Raw genomic sequence first — 17,881 nt, forward strand, 5'->3', positions numbered from 1 at the left:
TAAATGGCGCAAGCAAACGTTTGTTTAATCCTGTTCTGTAATTTTATTACAAAAATAAGTTTGCAAAATGACCGTAAATAGCCAAAAGTGTGACGCATAGCAAAAAATACTTGTAATCTTTTTTCTTTAGGGTATATTAATAACCAACTTCTGAGATGAAGAGTAAATGCTCAAAGGATGAGTCCGTTTTATCGCCTCCAAGGAACCGAGAAATCAAATTCGTTTTTTATTGATTTATTAAGGTGATAGTTATGAAAGGTTTACCATCTGCAATGTTCTGGATTAACAGCTCTGTTTACACTAGCAACTTTGCATACCCTACAAGCTTTGGTTACTAATACCGTAAGCATGTGACTCGAACAGTTTTGTTCACCCCTATATATTGGAATTCTTTTACAGCCCTTTTGGTTGACAGATTCTACCGCCACTCAGTTTTGAGTGGCGTTTTTTTTGCCTGCTACTTTTCCAAACCGCTTTATCTCGTCTCTTTTCCTGCTGCTCTGCGTGGTTGTTTTTTAAGCGCCAAAATATCAATTTGCGCCTTATTACTGATCCTGTTGAAAAATACACAACTCTTGTGGGTTTGAATTCAGAATTTAATGGCTAGATTCTCTATCAAAATAACCGATGGTCGAAAAAGTAACCAAGATTTTTCATTGTGCTTAATGGGCTTAATTAACTGTTTATTATGATTATTCCTTGGTAATTACTGCGTTTTTAATCGCTTTGTTTCATACGGCATTCTGATAAATATCGATTAGAGCCTTAATTCTATCTGGAATTTGTTATTTGATAACTTTATAATCCACAGCCAATCGATTACGCAACCGTTTACTTTTTACCCTTATAGGATTCGATAATGTTCGAAAAGCTATTCAAACTCAGTGAAAATGGCACCAATGTGCGCACTGAAATCATCGCAGGTCTAACAACCTTCCTAACAATGGCTTACATCATTTTTGTAAACCCAATGATTCTAGCTGATGCTGGTATGGACCATGGCGCTGTATTTGTAGCAACCTGTTTAGCGGCTGCTATTGGCTGTTTCATCATGGGCTTTGTTGCTAACTACCCAATTGCTCAAGCTCCAGGCATGGGTTTGAACGCATTCTTTACCTACGCTGTTGTAATGGGTATGGGTTATACGTGGCAAGTTGCTCTGGCAGCGGTTTTCGTATCAGGCGTAATCTTCATCTTCTTAAGCATCTTTAAGATCCGTGAATGGATTATCAACTCGATCCCTATGTCTCTGCGTGTTGGTATCTCTGCAGGTATCGGTCTTTTCCTAGCGTTTATTGCGCTTAGCAATGCAGGCATCGTTGTCTCTAACCCAGCAACTAAAGTTTCACTGGGCGACATTACCGCGATTGCTCCTATCCTAGGCTCACTTGGTTTCTTCCTAACGATTGCTCTTGTTCACCGTGGCGTGAAAGGGGCAGTAATGATTGCGATTCTAGCTATCACAGCTCTTGGCATTGTTATTGGTGACGTTCAATACGGCGGCATCATGTCTACACCACCAAGCCTTGCTCCGACATTCATGCAGCTTGATTTCTCTGCTGTATTTGAAATCGGTATGATTTCAGTGGTATTCGCATTCTTGTTCGTCGATTTGTTCGATACAGCGGGTACTCTGGTTGGTGTTGCAACGAAAGCAAACCTAATCAAAGAAGACGGCAAACTACCTCGCTTGAACAAAGCACTGCTTGCTGACTCTACAGCAACATCTATTGGTGCACTGCTAGGTACATCAAATACTACTTCTTATGTTGAGAGTGTTGCGGGTGTTGCTGAAGGCGGCCGTACCGGTCTAACGGCTGTTGTTGTTGGTATCTTATTCCTACTGGCTCTTTTCTTCTCGCCACTTGCAGGTATGATTCCGGCTTACGCAACATCAGGTGCACTTTTCTATGTAGCAATTCTGATGATGTCTGGCCTAGTTGGCATTGATTGGCGTGATCTTACGGAAGCAGCACCAGTCGTGGTAACATGTTTGCTTATGCCGCTGACGTACTCTATCGCTGAGGGTATCTCACTAGGTTTCATCGCTTACGCTGCAATTAAGCTGCTAAGTGGTAAAGGTCGCGACGTTTCACCTGCTGTGTGGGTAATGTCGGCTATCTTTATTCTTAAATACATTTTCGCTTAATCGTCTAGGTTTCTGCTTAATCGCTGAAGAGGCTATGTTTGAGATAGCCTCTAATAACATGACAAAATTATTAGGTTTTATACTATGAGCAACAAATTCGTTATCACTTGGGACAACATGCAGACTTACTGCCGTCAACTTGCTGAAAAGCAAATGCCAGCAGAGCAGTGGAAAGGCATCTGGGCTGTAAGCCGTGGTGGTTTGGTTCCTGGTGCAATCTTGGCTCGTGAGCTAGGTATTCGTCACGTAGATACGATTTGTATTTCTAGCTACGACCACGATCACCAACGTGATATGACAGTAGTTAAAGCACCTGAAGGTGATGGCGAAGGCTTCCTAATCGTTGAAGACTTGGTTGATAGTGGTGACACTGCACGTAAGCTTCGCGAAATGTACCCTAAAGCGAAACTGATCGCTGTATGTGCAAAGCCATCTGGCGCTGATTTGCTAGACGAGTACATTGTTGATATCGCTCAAGACACATGGATTGAGCAACCTTGGGATACTAGCCTAAGCTACGTTGAGCCAGTAAATCGCAAGTCAAAATAAGCGTAAACTTAGTTTTTTGAGAAATGACCCTTTATAGGGTCATTTTTTTTTATATTATTAGTGACAACCATTTCTTATTAAGTATCCCAATGTCTGAACCAGAAGAAACGAGCTCGAACCTTTCGGAAACTTTGTTTGTAAAGCACAAACAGGCGAAAGAGACCTCAATGTTGACACAATACATGCCAAGCTCTGAAGCGTTATTGGATGAGAAGCGTGAACAGCAAAACTCATCATGGTACCGAAACCTAAGACGTCTTCAGTGGGTATGGCAAGGCGTTAATCCAATAGAGCAAGAAGCGGTATTGGCTCGCATCGCGTCATCAGATAACTCTCGTACAACCGATGAGTGGCTTGATACGGTTATGGGTTACCGAAGTGGTAATTGGGCATACGAATGGACCAAGCTGGGTATGCAACATCAGAATCGTTCTAATGAAAAGAACGGTGAAGAGATGGCTGAAGAGCTGTTTTCAGCATCGTTGTGTTTCAGTATTGCGGGTTACCCACATCTCAAGAACGACAATTTGGCAGCTCAGGCCCAAGTGTTGGCCAACGCAGCCTATTCTGAAGCGATCAAGCACACTAAGTTGATCGTCAAGCAGATTGATATTCCGTACCAAAACAAGAAGATCAAAGCGAACTTGCATCTAACTAAAACAGACAAACCACAACCAGTTGTGATTGTCAGCGCGGGTCTCGATAGCTTACAAACTGATATGTGGCGCTTGTTTAGGGATTATTTAGCACCTAAGAACATTGCTATGTTAACGGTAGACATGCCATCGATAGGGCACAGTGCGCATTGGCCTTTGACAGAAGACTCGTCTTGTCTTCACCAAGCTGTGCTGAATGAGCTGCCTAACATTCCATGGGTGGATCACCACAAAGTGGGTTTATTTGGCTTCCGCTTTGGCGGCAATGCGATGGTCAGATTATCTTTCCTTGAGCAACATAAGATAAAAGCATGTATCTCTTTAGGCGCGCCAATTCACGATATCTTTGTTCATGCCGACAAACTGAAACAGATGCCTAAGATGCATTTGGATGTGTTGGCTTCGCGTCTTGGTAAAGGGGCGGTCGATATCAATAGTCTTTCTGGGCAATTGATGGCGTGGTCACTGAAGGTGCAAGGTTTGCTGTCAAACAGTAAAACCAGTGTTCCTATCTTGGCATTGGCCTTAGAGGGTGATCCTGTATCACCACCGATGGATAATCAACTGGTTGCTATTTATAGTGATTACGGAAAAGCGAAGAAAATCAAAGCTAAGTCAATTACACAAGGTTATGAGCAATCCCTCGAATTGGCGATAAAGTGGCTTGAGGATGAATTATTTAGATGACATTTCTCCTAAATTAGTTAAGCATGAAAAGTGTACAAACTAAGTACCTGATACTCAGCAATAATTTATAAAATCCAATTGCGTAGTTTCTACGTATAACAGTCTGAGTAACGTCATTCTTAACATTGAAAATGGAGATTCAATATGTCAGAAGTGACACAACAACCTACGCATTACCGCTTGTTGAATGTTTTAAAGGCGATTGGGCCATACTTGAGGGAACCGCAATCAGAAGAAGGTCACTATATCTTTGATTGCTTGTCTGTATGTGTGAACGATAAAAAATCACCAGAAGAACGCGAGTTTTGGGGCTGGTGGCTGGAGTTGGACAAGTCGGAAGAGGGATATTCGGCGAAGTACAATATCGGTAAATACAACATCGATGGTAACTGGGATTCTTTGCCGTTACCTAAAAAGGCGGTCGCTGAGGTCTCTCGAACTCAAGAAGCCTTCCACAAAAAACTGGTTGATGAACTTCAAAGTAAGTTTGAAATCAGCATCCAATTAGACGAAGAGTCTGTCGAATTCGTCTAATTTTAAAGGTTACTCTTCTATATAAAGCAAAAAGGTGCGATTTCGCACCTTTTCTGCTTGTGAATTCCCCTTTTGATTGCTAAAACATCACCTCTTATTTGTTTTATCCATAAAAGACTTCATGACAACAAATCATCAAAGCGGGACAACAACACAGCGTAAAACTGTCGTTGTTAAACTGGGTACCAGTGTCTTAACAGGTGGAACATTGGCATTAGACCGCGCTCATATGGTTGAGCTGGTTCGTCAATGTGCTGAATTAAAAAAACAAGGCCACTCTGTGGTTATGGTTTCGTCTGGCGCAATTGCAGCAGGACGTGAGCACCTTGGTTACCCCGCACTTCCCAACTCAATGGCGAGCAAACAGTTGCTTGCGGCAGTTGGGCAAAGCCAGTTGATTCAAGTTTGGGAGTCTTTGTTTGCTATCTATGGCCTTAAGATTGGCCAGATGCTACTGACTCGTGCTGATCTCGATGATCGCGAGCGTTTTCTTAATGCACGTGACACGATCAACGCACTTGTTGAACACGATATTATTCCGGTAGTAAACGAAAACGATGCAGTAGCCACCAACGAAATTAAAGTGGGCGACAATGATAACTTGTCGGCCTTAGTAGGTATTTTGTGCGGCGCTGATAAGCTTTTGCTACTAACAGACCAAAAAGGCCTGTTTACGGCTGACCCTCGTAAAGATCCAAATGCTGAGCTCATCAAAGAAGTGAAAACTATTGATGACACACTGCGTAAGATCGCAGGCGGCAGCGGTACGACATTAGGTACCGGCGGCATGGCAACAAAACTGCAGGCGGCTGACATTGCTCGTCGCGCAGGCATCGAAGTGATTATTGCGGCGGGCAGTGCTGAAAATGTGGTGTTTGATTCACTGAGTGATAACCCACAAGGCACACGTTTCTTGCCTTTATCGGAAGCGCTTGAAAACCGTAAACGCTGGATTTTAGCGGGCCCTGCTTCAGCAGGTGACATCGTGGTTGACGACGGCGCAGTAAACGCAGTCAACACCAAAGGCAGCAGCTTGTTGGCGAAAGGGGTTGTTCGAGTTAAAGGCGAATTCTCTCGTGGTGAAGTTACCCAAGTCACAGACAGTAAAGGCAAAGTAATTGCGCGTGGTATCGCCAGTTATTCAAGCCAAGACCTAGCAAAAATTGCAGGTAAGCACAGTAAAGATATTGGCGACATTCTTGGATACGATTATGGGTCAGAAGTCATTCACCGTGACGACCTTGTTGTAATCCAAGAATAGCTCGTGATGATAAGGCGAATCGCCTTTTTGCATCCAAAGACAGACAGAATTTAGGGAGAGTTAAACGTGGATTTAACTAACATGGGTATCGCAGCAAAAGACGCTGCTTTCCACCTAGCGACCGCATCTACGGCGCAAAAGAATAAAGCATTGGCGATCATCGCTGATGAGCTAGAAGCAAACGCAGCAACGATTTTAGAAGCGAACGCGAAAGATATCGAATTAGGTCGCGAAGCGGGTTTAACTGACGCGCTGCTTGATCGTCTACTTCTTAATGAAGAGCGCTTAACCGGTATCGCTAACGATGTGCGTAACGTGATTAGCCTGAATGACCCAGTTGGCAGCGAGATTGACAGCAAAGTACTGGAAAACGGTATGTCGCTGTCTCGTCGTCGCGTACCACTTGGTGTGGTGGGTGTTATCTATGAAGCGCGTCCAAACGTAACCATCGATATTGCAGCTCTGTGTCTGAAGACAGGTAACGCAAGCATTCTACGTGGTGGTAAAGAGACGTTTTTCTCGAATATGGAACTGGTTAAAGTTATCCAGTCTGCATTAGAGAAAGCGGAGCTTCCAGCCGCTTCTGTTCAGTACATCGAGAAGCCTGATCGTGAACTCGTTTCTCAATTGCTTAAACTGGACGACTACGTGGATATGATCATTCCTCGTGGCGGCGCTGGCTTGCACAAGATGTGTAAAGAGAACAGCACCATTCCAGTTATCATCGGCGGCTTTGGTATCAGCCATATCTTCGTTGATGAAAGTGCTGATCTTGATAAATCTGTCGATGTGGTCGAAAACTCTAAAGTTCAGCGCCCATCAGCGTGTAACTCGTTAGATACACTGCTAGTGCATGAAGCGGTTGCTGAAGCTTTCTTAACTAAGCTGAAACAGCGTTTAGCAGGTAAGGTAACCTTGGTTGCAGATACCAGTGCAAAATCACTGCTAGCGGATTTTGAAGGCCAACGTGATGCGGTTGAGGGCGACTTTGACACTGAATGGCTAAGCTACACGCTCGGCGTGAAAGTGGTAGCGGATGTGACAGAAGCGATTGACCACATGCGTGTACACAACGCGAGTCACTCAGACGCGATCATGACTAACAGCCTAGAGAGCTCAGAGCGTTTCATTAACTCTGTTGGTTCTGCAGCGGTTTATGTGAATGCATCAACACGTTTCACTGATGGCGCACAGTTTGGTTTAGGCGCTGAAGTCGCCGTGTCTACTCAGAAATTGCATGCTCGCGGCCCAATGGGTTTAGAAGAGCTGACAAGCTACAAATGGGTAGGTAAAGCGAACTATTTGGTCCGCGGTTAACGCTGGTCGTTAATTTTACTCCTCAGCTCATTTTTGAAATGGCGATCGAGTAGCAATAATCAATGAATCACCACACAAAAGGGCCTTAATTGGCCCTTTTTCTTTCCTAACGTTTGGCAATTCCGTTACACTGATATTCAATTATTTGGAGGTGATATGCATTGTCCTTTTTGTTCAGAGAACGACACTAAAGTAATCGATTCAAGACTGGTAGCCGATGGCCATCAGGTACGTCGTCGCCGTCAATGCCTTGCATGTAGTGAACGTTTTACTACGTTCGAATCGGCAGAACTTGTGATGCCTAAGGTCATAAAGTCGAATGGAAACCGCGAACCATTTAATGAAGATAAAATGGTGGGTGGTGTACAGCGCGCCCTAGAAAAACGCCCAGTGAGTGCTGATGCGATTGAACTTGCGATCAGTACGATTAAGTCACAACTCCGTGCAACTGGTGAGCGTGAAGTACCAAGCGAGATGATTGGTAATCTTGTGATGGGCCAATTGAAAGAATTGGATAAAGTGGCGTACATTCGTTTTGCCTCTGTTTACCGCAGCTTTGAAGACATCCGAGAGTTTGGCGAAGAAATCGCTAAATTAGAGGATTAACGCCTCAATCATGTCAAACTTTACTCCCCTAGATTTTCAAATGATGTCGCGTGCTATTCAGTTAGCAAAACGCGGCATTTACACTACTGCACCAAATCCGAATGTGGGTTGTGTCATTGTACAAACCGACGGTCAGATCGTTGGCGAAGGTTTTCATGCCAAAGCTGGCGAACCTCATGCTGAAGTACATGCCATGCGAATGGCGGGCGACAAAGCAAAAGGTGCGACGGCTTATGTCACGCTAGAACCTTGCTCTCATTACGGTCGAACGCCGCCTTGTGCTGAAGGTTTGATTAAGGCTCAAGTAGTCAAAGTGATTTGTGCCATGCAGGACCCAAACCCAAAAGTCGCAGGTCGTGGTATCAAAATGTTACGCGATGCGGGTATTGAGGTTGAAATCGGTTTGCTAGAGCAAGATGCTCTCGACTTGAACCCTGCATTTATCAAGCGTATGCAAACTGGCATGCCATTCGTTCAGTTAAAGATGGCCGCTAGCCTTGATGGCCAAACAGCATTGGAAAATGGTCAAAGCCAGTGGATTACATCGCCAGAAGCGCGTTGTGATGTTCAGAACTACCGAGCAAAATCAGGCGCTGTGTTGTCAACTAGCCAGACGGTGATTGAAGACAACGCGTCGTTGAATGTTCGTTGGGCAGAGTTGCCAAGCAGTATCAAAGATCATTACGCTGAAGACGAGCTGCGTCAGCCGATTCGCGTGATTCTTGATCGTCAAAACCAACTGCGTCCTGAGCTCAAGTTATTCCAGACTCCAACATCAGTGTTGAGAGTTGCCGAAGCGTCTGCTGATATTGAAGTCGCAACTACAGATGCTGGTCAGCTCGATTTGCACGATCTGATGCGTCAATTACCTGCGAATCATATCGACCATATTTGGGTCGAAGCGGGCGCAACATTGGCAAAAAGCTTGATTGAAGAGCAGTTGGTGGATGAGCTAATCCTCTATTTAGCACCTAAACTTATGGGCAGTGACGGACGAGGTTTGATGGGCGCATTAGGGCTCACTTCAATGTCTGAAGTTATTGACCTAGAAATTAAAGATGTTCGACAGGTTGGTGTGGATATTCGCATCGTTGCGAAACCCGTATTTCGAAACTGATAGTAACGAAACCATAGTGGAAATAGTTACTCCAACTGCATACGTGTCGTTGACAACAAAAAGAGTTTTAAAATGTTTACAGGAATTGTAGAAGCCGTAGGTACATTGAGTGCAATCACTCCCCGCGGAGAAGACATCACCGTAACGGTTAATGTTGGTAAGCTTGATATGGCTGACGTTAAGTTAGGCGACAGTATCGCTACCAATGGTGTGTGTTTGACAGTTGTTGAGTATAACGACCACAGCTACAGTGCAGACCTTTCGCTTGAGACCCTGAAAAAGACGGGTTTTGTCGATTACCAAGCAGGCGATAAAGTTAACCTTGAGAAAGCAATGTTACCAACCACGCGTTTCGGTGGACACATCGTGTCTGGTCACGTTGATGGCGTGGGTGAGATTGTTGAACGTAATCAAGTCGGTCGTGCGATTGAATTCTGGGTAGAAATGCCAGCAGAAATCTCAAAATACGTGGCTCAAAAAGGCTCAGTAACGGTCGATGGCATCAGCCTGACTGTGAACGATTTACGCAAGAACGCATTCAAGCTGACTATCGTCCCTCACACTTCTTCAGAAACCACCATCGACCAATTCAATGTCGGTCGTAAAGTGAATCTAGAAGTTGATGTATTAGCGCGTTACATGGAGCGTTTACTGCAAGGTCAGCAACAAGAGTCTGAGCCTGAATCTCGATTGACGATGGAATTCTTACAGCAGAATGGTTTTGCCTAACCGTTGAGACAAAGTGCGTCAAGCGAGACTTTGTAAAGCGAAGCAATATCATCAGGTTTAAATAGTGTCGGTTCTAGGAAGCAGAACCATTTCAAAGGATATAGAACAATGCCAATTAGTACTCCTCAAGAAATTATTGAAGACATTCGCCTAGGAAAAATGGTTATCCTGATGGATGATGAAGATCGCGAGAATGAAGGCGATCTGATCATGGCAGCAGAACATGTCACGCCAGAAGCGATTAACTTCATGGCGATGTATGGCCGCGGCTTAATCTGTCTGACGCTAACCAAAGAGCGTTCAAGCCGTATGGGTCTAGCCCCTATGGTTCAAGACAACAATGCACAGTACACCACGAACTTTACGGTTTCGATTGAAGCGGCTGAAGGTGTAACGACGGGTATCTCTGCATCAGATCGGGCAGTGACGGTTCAAGCGGCAGTGGCGAAAGATGCAAAAGCGGCAGACCTTGTTCAACCTGGTCATATTTTCCCACTGACAGCGCAAGATGGCGGTGTTCTGACTCGCGCAGGGCACACAGAAGCAGGTTGTGATTTAGCACGTCTAGCAGGCTGTGAGCCAGCATCTGTTATCGTTGAGATCTTAAACGACGACGGCACCATGGCTCGTCGCCCAGATCTTGAAGTGTTCGCAGAAAAGCATGACATCAAGCTAGGCACCATTGCAGACTTGATTGAATACCGCAACAACACAGAAACAACGATTGAGCGTGTAGCACAATGCCATTTACCAACAGAGTTTGGTGATTTCGAGTTGGTGACTTACCGCGATACAATTGATAACCAGATCCACTACGCGATGCAAAAAGGTGACCTATCTGAAGGTGCTCCTTTGGTACGTGTTCATCTGCATGACACGTTCACTGATCTGCTTCATTCAGACCGTGGTACTGAACGCAGCTGGTCGCTAGATAAAGCAATGAAGCGCATTGGCGACGAAGGCGGTGTGTTGGTTATTCTTGGCAACGAAGAGTCGTCTGACTCTTTGATTCACAAAGTGAAGACATTCGAAGCGCAAGACAAGAACGAGCAGCCAACTATGGCGAAGAAGCAGGGTACCTCGCGTCGTGTTGGTGTCGGTTCTCAGATTCTTCAAGACCTAGGCGTGCACGATATGCGTCTGCTTTCTTCAAGCTCTAAGCGTTACCACGCATTGGGTGGTTTTGGTCTTAACGTTGTTGAGTACGTTTGCGAATAAATCATGCGTCAGCGAGCAGACGTTTCTCCGTTTGTAGCGACATAGTTTACCGATGATTTCAGTGGCTCTTTTGGTGATAAGTTTTGCCAAAAGGGCAAAGTAGCCAAGTTCGACTCAAAACGTGTTCAATACACAAACTTGGCTCCTCGCTGTTGCTATATGCTTGGGATCAGCGCTGCATTATCATCTTTACATTGCCAGTGTCTGTTCTTCTAAATTACCATTAGATATTGCTCACAGTTTTGTGCTAGAATCCGGCGATTCTCACTTGATGAAAATAGTTAAAGGAAGGCTTATGAAAGTGATCGAGGGTGGCTTCCCAGCGCCAAATGCAAAAATTGCTATCGTTATTGCTCGTTTCAACAGTTTTATTAACGAAAGTTTACTTTCTGGTGCAATCGATACTTTAAAGCGTCATGGACAAGTAAGCGAAGACAACATCACTGTTGTTCGTTGCCCTGGTGCAGTAGAACTTCCACTTGTAGCGCAGCGCGTTGCAAAAACAGGTAAGTTCGATGCGATTGTATCTCTTGGTACAGTAATTCGTGGCGGTACACCTCACTTTGACTATGTTTGTAGTGAATGTAATAAAGGTTTGGCACAGGTGTCTCTGGAATATTCTCTTCCAGTAGCGTTTGGTGTTCTTACTGTTGATACGATCGATCAAGCTATTGAACGCGCAGGAACCAAGGCTGGTAATAAGGGTGCAGAAGCAGCACTTAGCGCACTTGAGATGATCAACGTTCTTTCTGAAATCGATTCCTAATGGGGGCCAGTGTGAAACCAGCCGCACGTCGTAACGCACGTCAATTTGCTCTACAAGCAATTTATTCTTGGCAAATTACTAAAGAAAATATTGCTACCGTTGAAGAACAGTTCTTATCTGGTGGTAAGTATGATGAAGAAGAGCATCATGCTGCAGAGCCTGCTCTTGCTATGCCAGAAACAGACGTTGCATACTTCCGCGACCTATTAACTGGTGTTGCTCTTAGCCACATGGAACTTGATAGCAAGCTTCGTCCATTCGTATCTCGCCCTATGCAAGATCTGGATTTGATGGAACTAGCGCTTCTACGTTTAGCTATGTACGAGATGACTCGTCGCGAAGATGTACCATACAAAGTGGTTATCAACGAAGCTATCGAGCTTGCAAAAGTATTTGCAGCAGAAGACAGCCATAAGTTTGTTAACGGTGTGCTTGATAAAGCTGCACCGCACGTTCGTAAGAAATAAGACGTTCGTATATTGAATCTAAAGGTCAGCTTTTATGCTGGCCTTTTTTGTAACTAAATTTCTGTGATATCCATAATTACGGCGATTTTTATGAGACTAAAGATAGGGCATGTGATGTCTGGCGAATTTAACCTGATTGAAAAATATTTTGTAAATCGACAACCACAACGTAAAGACGTTCTTCTGGCTGCTGGCGATGATTGTGCTTTGGTCAAAGCGCCGGGCAATGTTGAGATAGCGATCAGCACCGACACCTTAGTGGCTGGTACCCATTTCTTAGCTGAGGCGAATCCGGCTTGGGTGGCGCACAAGGCGTTGGCTTCCAATATCAGTGATCTTGCCGCTATGGGCGCAACGCCGGCGTGGGTCTCTTTTGCTTTAACTATGCCTGAAATCGACGAAGCATGGCTTGCTCCTTTCTGTGACTCTTTTTTTAAACTCGCAGACTACTTTGGTATTCAGTTAATTGGTGGCGACACCACCAAAGGCCCACTAAGCCTGACACTGACTGTACAAGGCTTTGTTCCTGAAGGGCGAGCGCTGCGCAGAGATGGCGCGAAAGTGGGTGACTGGATTTACGTAACAGGTAACCTAGGTGACAGTAAAGCTGGCCTAGAGGTGCTACTTAACCCAGAGCAGAACAAAGCGAAGCCCTATGCTGCTGAGCTAGAAGAGAGACATTATGTGAGCACTCCACGAGTGTTAGCTGGTCAGGCGCTAGTGAACCTTGCTTCATCGGCGATTGATATCTCTGATGGTGTTATTGCTGATTTAAAACATATCCTTAAGCGTTCTCAAGTTGGCGCGAGTATTGATGTAAGCACGCTGCCTATCTCTGCAGAATTACGTCAGTTCGCTCCTGATATCATTTCAGCTCAGCAGTATGCGCTAACGAGTGGTGAAGAGTACGAGCTGTGCTTTACTGTACCAGAAGAGAATAAAGGGTCGTTGGAAAGTGCTTTGTCACACACAGGTACAAAAGTCACCTGCATTGGCCAGATAAGACCTGTAGAATATTTTGAATTACACAATAATGGTGAACCACTAAGCTGGAACTTAACTGGTTACGATCACTTTAAGGTTAATTGATGACAAACCCACTTTCTCTTATTTCTCTTAAAAACCCTTGGCATTTCTTAGCAACGGGTTTTGGCAGTGGCTTATCGCCTATTATTCCCGGCACAATGGGCACGCTTGCGTCAATTCCGTTGTACCTATTGTTGGTTCAGTTACCGTTTCCTGCTTACGTTGCCGTGGTGGTGGTAAGCTGCATGATTGGTATTAAGATCTGCCAAGTAACGTCTGACGATATGGGCGTGCATGACCACGGTTCTATCGTTTGGGATGAGTTTGCGGGCTTTTGGATCACCATGAGCTTAGTGCCTATGTTGAATATCCCTGCTGATGACTGGAAGTGGCTGCTGACTGGTTTTGTGCTTTTCCGCTTCTTTGACATGGTGAAACCATGGCCGATTGGTTGGTTAGATGCACGAATTCACGGCGGTTTAGGTATCATGATTGACGATATTGTAGCGGGTATTATGGCGGCTATTTCGTTGTATGCCGTGGCACATTTCGCTGGTTGGTTAGTGTGAGCTAACTGAAAGACCAAACTAATTAGCAGATACTAAAAAGGTTGACCCTAGGGCCAACCTTTTTTGTTTGCGGAGCTTACGAGCTTACGAGCTTACGTATTAAGGCTATTTAGCAAGGTAGTCAGAGATAGACTTCTCAATACCTTTCGCGTCCAAACCAAGCTCTTCATGCAGTTCGCCTTGCGTACCTTGAGCAATGAACTTGTCTGGTAGGCCAAGGTTCAATACTGGCATCAGCAGTTTCTCTTGCATCAAGAATTCAATCACACCTGCGCCCGCACCACCTGCAATCGCATTCTCTTCGATAGTTACCAGAACATCGTGGTCAGCAGCAAGTTGTTTGATTAGAGCTTCATCGAGTGGTTTCACAAAGCGCATATCTGCAACCGTCGCATCGATGGCGTCAGCGGCTTGAAGTGCACTCTCAAGGAAAGTACCGAAGCTTAAGATAGCGACTTTCGAGCCATCTTTTGCTTTTTCGCTTTCGCGAACGATACGACCTTTACCAATCTCAAGCGCGGTAAATTCACTTTGTATCTCAGTGCCCATACCATTACCGCGAGGGTAACGAACGGCACTTGGACCTGTGTGCTGGTGGCCGGTGTAAAGCATTTGACGACATTCGTTTTCGTCGCTTGGCGCCATGATCACCATGTTTGGAATGCAACGCATAAAGCTTAAGTCGAACGCACCTTGGTGTGTTTGACCATCAGCGCCGACAAGACCAGCACGGTCGATAGCGAACATGACCGGTAAGTCCATGATAGCCACATCGTGGATCAGTTGATCGTAACCACGTTGTAGGAACGTCGAGTAGATAGCGACTATCGGCTTATCACCCGCAATCGCCATACCGGTTGCTAGCGTCACAGCATGCTGCTCAGCAATCGCTACGTCGAAGTATTGTTCTGGGTACTCTTTCGAGAAACGCACCATGCCAGAGCCTTCACGCATTGCAGGCGTGATCGCCATCAGCTTAGGATCTTGCGCGGCCATATCACACAGGAAGTCGCCAAAAATCTTAGAGAAAGTTGGTTTAGAGCTGGTGCTCTTAGGCAGACTTGAGTGTGCGGGATCGAATTTCGGTACGCCGTGGTAACCGATTGGATCTTTCTCAGCTGGCTCGTAGCCTTTGCCTTTCTTAGTCATGATATGCAGGAACTGAGGACCTTTAAGGTCTCTCATGTTCTTAAGCGTTTTAATCAGCTCATTGACATCGTGACCATCAATTGGGCCAATGTAGTTAAAGCCTAACTCTTCGAACATGGTGCCAGGGACTACCATGCCTTTTAGATGTTCTTCTGTACGACGAACCAGCTCTTTAATCGGCGGAACGCCTGATAGCACTTTCTTGCCGCCCTCACGAATTGACGTGTAAAGACTGCCAGAAAGAACTTGAGCTAGGTGGTTGTTTAGCGCACCTACGTTTTCAGAGATCGACATCTCGTTATCGTTCAGGATAACCAGCATGTCATTGTGAATATCGCCCGCATGGTTCATGGCTTCAAATGCCATACCTGCTGTAATCGCGCCATCACCAATCACACTCACGACTTTACGGTTCTTGCCTTCTTTCTTCGCACTGATAGCCATACCAAGTGCAGCACTGATCGACGTTGAAGAGTGACCAACAGAAAGGGTGTCGTATTCGCTCTCTTGACGCCATGGGAATGGGTGCAGTCCATCTTTTTGACGGATAGTCGACAAGCGGTCGCGACGACCAGTAAGAATTTTATGCGGGTATGCTTGGTGGCCAACATCCCAAACCAACTGGTCAAAAGGCGTGTTGTACACATAGTGCAGAGCAACTGTCAGCTCCACTGTACCTAAGCCTGACGCTAAGTGACCGCTTGACTGGCTCACTGAGTTAAGAAGATAGGTACGTAATTCATCACAAAGCTGTGTAAGCGTCTCTTTTGGAAGTAGACGCAAATCCTCTGGCTTATCAGCCAAAGCAAGAGTTGGGTACTTTGATATATCAAGAGTCATAGGTAATGCGCGCTTATTGTCTTAGTTCTTGCGCTCGATGACGTATCGGGCGAACTCTTCGAGTGACTGGGTATTGTATGGGATTGCAGCCAAAGCTTGAAGCGCTTCCTGTAGCAGAGTTTGCGCTTTTTCTTGAGCGCCCTCTAAACCTAACAAAGAAGGGTAGGTGCTTTTGTTCAATTCTTGGTCAGAACCCTGTGGTTTACCCAAAGTTTCAGTATCGCTAGTGATATCTAAAATATCATCTTGAACCTGGAATGCTAATCCAATGGCATCGGCGTACTTGTCTAATTGAGGCATCACTTCAAACGCTTTTTCACCAGCAGCAAGCGCACCTAAACGAATCGCACATTTCATTAGCGCACCCGTTTTATTGCGATGAACTTCTTCTAACTCTTCTAGCGTGACAGAGCGGTTTTCAGCTTCAATATCAAGTGCTTGTCCAATACACATACCTTGTGCACCAGAGGCTTCAGCTAGGCGTTGAATCATTTGAACGCGATTGCTTTCACCGTCAGCACTTAATGTACCTTCCGCAAGTATAGTAAACGCGAGAGTTTGTAGTGCATCGCCAGTTAAAATTGCCGTTGCTTCATCGTATTTGATGTGACAAGTCTGATGGCCACGACGCAGTTCATCGTCGTCCATTGCTGGAAGGTCGTCGTGAATCAGAGAATAGGCATGAATACATTCGATTGCAGATGCTGGAGTGTCGAGTTCTTCAGCGGTGCAGCCGAGCATTTCCCCTGTAATGTAGACAAGAAATGGACGTGCGCGTTTACCGCCTAAAAGTAACCCATAACGCATCGCGTTGATCAGGTTCTGATTTTGGTGTGGTAGGCGATCAAGCCAAAGGTTCAATTGCTCGTTATTACGTGCTTGATAAGACAATAAAGTCTCGATCATAGGGGATCTCATACAATTCGTTATTCTGGTTGTGGGTTAAAGTCACTAAGTTCTGCGTTTTCATCATTTTGCAGTAGGATGCTAACACGCTGTTCAGCATCATTTAGTTTGCTTTGACCGGCACGAGCGAGGGAGATGCCTCGTTCGAACTTTTTCAGCGCATCATCTAAAGCTAGATCACCATTTTCTAGTTGATCAACCAAGCCATCAAGCTCTTCGATTGCTGCTTCAAAGCTCATATTTTCAGGTTTCTTAGTAGCCATAATAAATCTGCGTTTGGAAAGATGAACGAACGTTACCCTAGGCCGCTGAGATGGTCAAATGTAACCAAGAAATTTTGCTAGAAAGTTCGTTTTTAAGGGGCTTGAACGCACTTTGCTTGAATAACCTTAGCTTTATCGAGTTTATACGCTACGTATAAGAGCAAAGTAAGCCAATAGTTGGGATTCAAAAACGAAAAGTGTGATACTTAGGCCAAGAATTTACTAAAAGATCTTATAGTCTTGCCGATACAAAGATTATCGTCGACATAGAGCTACAAAAAAGCATGAGGAGTGCTCAGTGGATTTAGCAACCCTAATAGGTTTGATTGGTGGATTTGCCTTTGTAATTATGGCAATGATCCTAGGTGGAAGCCTCGGGATGTTCTATGACACGACATCCATTTTGATCGTAGTTGGTGGCTCAACCTTTGTTGTTCTAATGAAGTTCACCATGGGACAGTTCTTTGGTGCGACTAAAATCGCAGGCAAAGCTTTTATGTTTAAAGCGGATGAGCCTGAAGATCTTATTGCGAAAGTTGTAGAGATGGCTGACGCTGCTCGTAAAGGTGGCTTCTTAGCACTTGAAGAGATGGAAATTAACAACAGTTTCATGCAAAAGGGCATCGACCTATTGGTGGATGGCCATGATGGTGATGTGGTGCGTGCTGCACTGCAAAAAGACATAGCATTAACCACAGAACGTCACGAGCAGGGCGCGAAAGTGTTCTCTGCATTCGGTGATGTTGCCCCTGCGATGGGTATGATTGGTACCTTGGTTGGCCTGGTAGCCATGCTTTCGAACATGGATGATCCTAAAGCGATCGGTCCTGCGATGGCGGTGGCACTTTTAACCACACTATATGGTGCGATTCTTTCGAACATGGTGTTCTTTCCAATTGCTGACAAACTTGCGTTACGTCGTGACCAAGAGACACTCAACCGTCGTTTGGTGATGGATGGCGTATTAGCGATTCAAGATGGCCAGAACCCACGAGTTATTGATGGTTACCTCAAGAGCTACCTGAACGAAGGTAAGCGCACGATTGATGGTGAACCGGCGTAAGAGGAGTTG

At 45.2% G+C, this 17,881-nt stretch carries 18 protein-coding genes; 15 read left to right on the forward strand and 3 right to left on the reverse strand.

Annotated features, from left to right (window positions below):
- Positions 1 to 859 precede the first annotated feature (859 nt).
- The 14 genes from A142_RS14665 (at position 860) to pgpA (ending at position 13,651) form a co-directional block, all read left to right on the forward strand.
- The gene (locus tag A142_RS14665) at positions 860 to 2,149 is read left to right on the forward strand and encodes an NCS2 family permease (RefSeq protein ID WP_017060789.1); all 1,290 of its coding nucleotides are present in this window, start codon (positions 860 to 862) and stop codon (positions 2,147 to 2,149) included.
- A gap of 84 nt (positions 2,150 to 2,233) precedes the next feature.
- Positions 2,234 to 2,698, forward strand: coding sequence for an oxytetracycline resistance phosphoribosyltransferase domain-containing protein Tet(34) (gene tet(34), locus A142_RS14670; RefSeq protein WP_009847475.1), 465 nt, complete (start codon positions 2,234 to 2,236; stop codon positions 2,696 to 2,698).
- 89 nt (positions 2,699 to 2,787) lie between these two features.
- The gene (gene frsA, locus A142_RS14675) at positions 2,788 to 4,041 is read left to right on the forward strand and encodes an esterase FrsA (protein ID WP_017060788.1); all 1,254 of its coding nucleotides are present in this window, start codon (positions 2,788 to 2,790) and stop codon (positions 4,039 to 4,041) included.
- A gap of 144 nt (positions 4,042 to 4,185) precedes the next feature.
- On the forward strand, positions 4,186 to 4,575 hold the full coding sequence (gene crl / locus A142_RS14680) for a sigma factor-binding protein Crl (RefSeq protein ID WP_017060787.1): 390 nt from the start codon (positions 4,186 to 4,188) through the stop codon (positions 4,573 to 4,575).
- A 76-nt stretch (positions 4,576 to 4,651) separates the two neighbouring features.
- Positions 4,652 to 5,836, forward strand: a complete 1,185-nt coding sequence (gene proB, locus A142_RS14685; protein ID WP_019824916.1) for a glutamate 5-kinase — start codon at positions 4,652 to 4,654, stop codon at positions 5,834 to 5,836.
- A 66-nt stretch (positions 5,837 to 5,902) separates the two neighbouring features.
- The gene (locus A142_RS14690) at positions 5,903 to 7,153 is read left to right on the forward strand and encodes a glutamate-5-semialdehyde dehydrogenase (RefSeq protein WP_019824918.1); all 1,251 of its coding nucleotides are present in this window, start codon (positions 5,903 to 5,905) and stop codon (positions 7,151 to 7,153) included.
- A gap of 156 nt (positions 7,154 to 7,309) precedes the next feature.
- On the forward strand, positions 7,310 to 7,759 hold the full coding sequence (nrdR, locus tag A142_RS14695; RefSeq protein WP_004734394.1) for a transcriptional regulator NrdR: 450 nt from the start codon (positions 7,310 to 7,312) through the stop codon (positions 7,757 to 7,759).
- Between the two features lie 40 nt (positions 7,760 to 7,799).
- Positions 7,800 to 8,876, forward strand: coding sequence for a bifunctional diaminohydroxyphosphoribosylaminopyrimidine deaminase/5-amino-6-(5-phosphoribosylamino)uracil reductase RibD (gene ribD, locus A142_RS14700; protein ID WP_029405627.1), 1,077 nt, complete (start codon positions 7,800 to 7,802; stop codon positions 8,874 to 8,876).
- 72 nt (positions 8,877 to 8,948) lie between these two features.
- Positions 8,949 to 9,605 (forward strand): riboflavin synthase, encoded by a 657-nt coding sequence (locus tag A142_RS14705; protein WP_010436361.1) that lies wholly within the window; start codon positions 8,949 to 8,951, stop codon positions 9,603 to 9,605.
- Between the two features lie 108 nt (positions 9,606 to 9,713).
- Positions 9,714 to 10,823: a bifunctional 3,4-dihydroxy-2-butanone-4-phosphate synthase/GTP cyclohydrolase II gene (ribBA, locus tag A142_RS14710; protein ID WP_019824919.1), complete on the forward strand. Its 1,110-nt coding sequence runs from the start codon at positions 9,714 to 9,716 to the stop codon at positions 10,821 to 10,823.
- A gap of 295 nt (positions 10,824 to 11,118) precedes the next feature.
- Positions 11,119 to 11,589 carry a 6,7-dimethyl-8-ribityllumazine synthase gene (ribH, locus tag A142_RS14715; RefSeq protein ID WP_004741508.1) on the forward strand — a complete coding sequence of 157 codons (471 nt, stop codon included), beginning with the start codon at positions 11,119 to 11,121 and terminating at the stop codon, positions 11,587 to 11,589.
- Positions 11,589 to 12,056: a transcription antitermination factor NusB gene (gene nusB, locus A142_RS14720; RefSeq protein WP_004734399.1), complete on the forward strand. Its 468-nt coding sequence runs from the start codon at positions 11,589 to 11,591 to the stop codon at positions 12,054 to 12,056. Before ribH ends, nusB begins: the two co-directional genes overlap by 1 nt.
- Positions 12,057 to 12,170: 114 nt before the next feature.
- Positions 12,171 to 13,145, forward strand: coding sequence for a thiamine-phosphate kinase (thiL, locus tag A142_RS14725; RefSeq protein ID WP_029405628.1), 975 nt, complete (start codon positions 12,171 to 12,173; stop codon positions 13,143 to 13,145).
- Complete coding sequence (pgpA, locus tag A142_RS14730; RefSeq protein WP_029405629.1) at positions 13,145 to 13,651, forward strand: phosphatidylglycerophosphatase A; 507 nt, start codon at positions 13,145 to 13,147, stop codon at positions 13,649 to 13,651. Before thiL ends, pgpA begins: the two co-directional genes overlap by 1 nt.
- 105 nt (positions 13,652 to 13,756) lie before the next feature.
- On the opposite strand, the gene dxs is transcribed toward pgpA, so the two are convergent.
- From dxs to xseB, 3 genes are read right to left on the reverse strand one after another with little or no spacing between them, the layout of a single operon-like run.
- Positions 13,757 to 15,640 (reverse strand): 1-deoxy-D-xylulose-5-phosphate synthase, encoded by a 1,884-nt coding sequence (gene dxs / locus A142_RS14735; RefSeq protein ID WP_019824925.1) that lies wholly within the window; start codon positions 15,638 to 15,640, stop codon positions 13,757 to 13,759.
- 21 nt (positions 15,641 to 15,661) lie between these two features.
- Positions 15,662 to 16,546: a (2E,6E)-farnesyl diphosphate synthase gene (gene ispA, locus A142_RS14740; protein WP_019824927.1), complete on the reverse strand. Its 885-nt coding sequence runs from the start codon at positions 16,544 to 16,546 to the stop codon at positions 15,662 to 15,664.
- A 20-nt stretch (positions 16,547 to 16,566) separates the two neighbouring features.
- Positions 16,567 to 16,809: an exodeoxyribonuclease VII small subunit gene (gene xseB, locus A142_RS14745; RefSeq protein ID WP_004734405.1), complete on the reverse strand. Its 243-nt coding sequence runs from the start codon at positions 16,807 to 16,809 to the stop codon at positions 16,567 to 16,569.
- Positions 16,810 to 17,107: 298 nt separating this feature from the next.
- On the opposite strand from xseB, the gene pomA reads away from it, so the two are divergent.
- Positions 17,108 to 17,872, forward strand: a complete 765-nt coding sequence (pomA, locus tag A142_RS14750) for a flagellar motor protein PomA (protein WP_017060778.1) — start codon at positions 17,108 to 17,110, stop codon at positions 17,870 to 17,872.
- Positions 17,873 to 17,881: the final 9 nt, after the last annotated feature.

Origin of the sequence: Vibrio splendidus 12E03, assembly GCF_000272105.2 — a bacterium.
Classification (GTDB): domain Bacteria; phylum Pseudomonadota; class Gammaproteobacteria; order Enterobacterales; family Vibrionaceae; genus Vibrio; species Vibrio splendidus_I.

What these genes read in the sequence shown, in the direction of transcription:
- nrdR (WP_004734394.1), top strand. Translation starts at nt 7,310, where the DNA reads ATGCATTGTCCTTTTTGTTCAGAGAACGACACTAAAGTAATCGATTCA.
- dxs (WP_019824925.1), bottom strand. Translation starts at nt 15,640, where the DNA reads ATGACTCTTGATATATCAAAGTACCCAACTCTTGCTTTGGCTGATAAG.
- ribH (WP_004741508.1), top strand. Translation starts at nt 11,119, where the DNA reads ATGAAAGTGATCGAGGGTGGCTTCCCAGCGCCAAATGCAAAAATTGCT.
- ispA (WP_019824927.1), bottom strand. Translation starts at nt 16,546, where the DNA reads ATGATCGAGACTTTATTGTCTTATCAAGCACGTAATAACGAGCAATTG.
- crl (WP_017060787.1), top strand. Translation starts at nt 4,186, where the DNA reads ATGTCAGAAGTGACACAACAACCTACGCATTACCGCTTGTTGAATGTT.
- nusB (WP_004734399.1), top strand. Translation starts at nt 11,589, where the DNA reads ATGGGGGCCAGTGTGAAACCAGCCGCACGTCGTAACGCACGTCAATTT.
- A142_RS14705 (WP_010436361.1), top strand. Translation starts at nt 8,949, where the DNA reads ATGTTTACAGGAATTGTAGAAGCCGTAGGTACATTGAGTGCAATCACT.
- xseB (WP_004734405.1), bottom strand. Translation starts at nt 16,809, where the DNA reads ATGGCTACTAAGAAACCTGAAAATATGAGCTTTGAAGCAGCAATCGAA.
- ribD (WP_029405627.1), top strand. Translation starts at nt 7,800, where the DNA reads ATGATGTCGCGTGCTATTCAGTTAGCAAAACGCGGCATTTACACTACT.
- pgpA (WP_029405629.1), top strand. Translation starts at nt 13,145, where the DNA reads ATGACAAACCCACTTTCTCTTATTTCTCTTAAAAACCCTTGGCATTTC.
- A142_RS14665 (WP_017060789.1), top strand. Translation starts at nt 860, where the DNA reads ATGTTCGAAAAGCTATTCAAACTCAGTGAAAATGGCACCAATGTGCGC.
- ribBA (WP_019824919.1), top strand. Translation starts at nt 9,714, where the DNA reads ATGCCAATTAGTACTCCTCAAGAAATTATTGAAGACATTCGCCTAGGA.
- frsA (WP_017060788.1), top strand. Translation starts at nt 2,788, where the DNA reads ATGTCTGAACCAGAAGAAACGAGCTCGAACCTTTCGGAAACTTTGTTT.
- thiL (WP_029405628.1), top strand. Translation starts at nt 12,171, where the DNA reads ATGTCTGGCGAATTTAACCTGATTGAAAAATATTTTGTAAATCGACAA.